The organism is Bradyrhizobium sp., assembly GCF_016462955.1.
In the GTDB taxonomy this organism is placed as follows: Bacteria; Pseudomonadota; Alphaproteobacteria; order Rhizobiales; family Xanthobacteraceae; genus Bradyrhizobium.
Window position 1 is genome coordinate 17,835 of record NZ_JAEMSD010000018.1, and the last position, 2,260, is coordinate 20,094.

Consider the following 2,260-nt stretch of genomic DNA (forward strand, 5'->3'; position numbering starts at 1 on the left):
CCGGCGAGGCCGATCTCGAGCATCTGCTCCGCCCGCGCGCGCACCGCGCTTGCGGCGAGCAGCGAGCGGGCTTGTCGTTCCAAAGCGTCCGCCATCGCGATCAGTATTTTTCCAGCGAACGCCCGACCACGCCGTTCACGTCCTTTTCCGGCGCGATGTCGGTCGAGTAATAGCCGGCCGCCTTCTTCGCGGCGATCTCGACATGGGCGTCGGCCGGAATCAGCTCCAGCGGGATCGGCACGCGCTCGACGATGTCGATGCCTTGCGAGGTCAGCGCGTCGTATTTCATGTCGCTCATCGACAAGAAGCGGTCGATGCGCTTGAGGCCGAGCCAGTGGATGGTATCCGGCATCAATTGCTGGAAGCGCGCATCCTGCACGCCGGCGACGCATTCGGTGCGTTCGAAATAGGCGGCGGCGGCATCGCCATCCTCCTGCCGCTTGCGCGCATTGTAGACCAGGAATTTGGTGACCTCGCCGAGCGCGCGGCCTTCCTTGCGGTTGTAGACCACGAGCCCGAGCCCACCTTCCTGTGCGCCGCGCGCGGATTCCTCGATGCCGTGGATGAGGTAGGGGCGGCAGGTGCAGATGTCGGAGCCGAACACGTCGGAGCCGTTGCACTCGTCATGCACGCGGCAGGTGATCCTGGTGCGATGATCAGGCAGTTTCGTCACGTCGCCGAACAGATAGACCGTGGTGCCGCCGATCGGCGGCAGGAACACCTTCATGTCCGGCCGTGTCACCAGTTCGGGGAACATGCCGGCGGTCTGTTCGAACAACGTTCGCCGCAGCTCGGTCTCCCCGGTACCGAAGCGTGCCGCGAGGCCCGGCAGGTACCAGACCGGATCGATCGCGATCTTCACCACGGACACGCTGCCAATGGCGTGCACGACCTCGCCGTCGGCGCGCAGCCGCTTTGCGGCGAGCGCTTCGCGGATCTCCGGCAGGTCGAGCCGCGCCCGCGTCACCGCGATGCTCGGGCGGACGTCGGCGCCCTCGGCGATCTCCTGGCGGAAGTCTTCCGCGACGAGGTGCCCCCAGGGATCGAGCGCGACGATCTTGGCGGGATCGCGCCATTGCTCGAACGGGCCGATGGTCGCGGCCGGAAAGGTGTTGGTGAGGTCGGGCCTGCGAATCGGATCGAGCGCGCCGGCGGACACTGCGAGCGCGCGGTACATTGCGTAAGACCCGCCATGGCTGCCGATCACGTTGCGATCACCAGTGCGCGACACCGTGCCGATGATGGGCCCGCGGCTGCGGGCATCCGCCGCGCCCCAATGGATCGGGAAGGCGGAGGTCCGGCCCGGCTCCGGATGGGAGGTCAGGCGGATGTGGTCGGTACGGTTCGCGCGGCTCATGTCCAGGCTCCCAAAAAGCCAACGGCCCGCCGCTCGGACGGGCCTGGCTCGCTTGCGGCGCCGAACCGGCGGCACAAGCTCAATCCAACATATTGTAGCGGCCGACGACGACAGACAAGTTAATCGTGGAGGGGCGCTTGGGTGCCGCATTGCGGTCGTCGGGCCGCGTCTTGAGCGCGTACGCGCATACACCGGCCGATCTCGGCCTGCGCGGCCAGTTCAAGAGATTGAAATATTGTCAGTTTTCGTGCTTTCAAGAGGGCGATTGGTTTGGCCGTGCGGACGGCGAGGTCCGTAAGCACCGCCCCTTGCCTGGAGACTGCGATGCCCGCCGCCAGCTATGTCGACCCCCGCAACGGACGGCTCTACCCGCTCGACCAGCCGCGCTGGTGCTCGGACGAGCGCACGCCGCTGCTGGTGACGCCGGGGGCCGGAATCTCGCGCGACGATGTCGACACGCGCACGCGCTCGCTGTGGCGCTACCGGGCGGCGCTGCCGGTCGAGATCATGAACCCGATCACGCTGGGCGAAGGCTGCACGCCGCTGGTGCAGCAGAACTGGGGCGAGCTGCGCCCGCTGTTCAAGCTCGAATGGTTCAACCCGACCGGCAGCTTCAAGGATCGCGGCTCTGCGGTGATGCTGTCCTACCTGCGCCAGATCGGTATCTCGGCCATTCTGGAGGACTCTTCCGGCAATGGCGGCTCGTCGATGGCGGGGTTGGGTGCGGCCGGCGGCATGGGCGTGAAGATCCTTGCGCCCGCCTCGACCTCGCCGGCCAAGATCGCGCAGGTCCGCGCTTACGGCGCCACGGTGCAGCTCGTCGAAGGCCCGCGCGAGGAATCCGAAGCCGAGGCCATCCGCCAGTCGAGCCAGACCTTCTATGCCAGCCACAATTGGCAGCCC

The 2,260-nt window shown here is 67.1% G+C and carries 2 protein-coding genes; one reads left to right on the forward strand and one right to left on the reverse strand.

The window, feature by feature from the left end; translation table 11 throughout:
• Positions 1 to 100 precede the first annotated feature (100 nt).
• Positions 101 to 1,357, reverse strand: coding sequence for a GTP cyclohydrolase II (locus JHD07_RS03935; RefSeq protein WP_291619163.1), 1,257 nt, complete (start codon positions 1,355 to 1,357; stop codon positions 101 to 103).
• A 324-nt stretch (positions 1,358 to 1,681) separates the two neighbouring features.
• On the opposite strand from JHD07_RS03935, the gene JHD07_RS03940 reads away from it, so the two are divergent.
• Positions 1,682 to 2,260 (forward strand): pyridoxal-phosphate dependent enzyme (locus tag JHD07_RS03940; protein ID WP_291619165.1); only part of this gene is annotated, 579 nt, incomplete at its 3' end.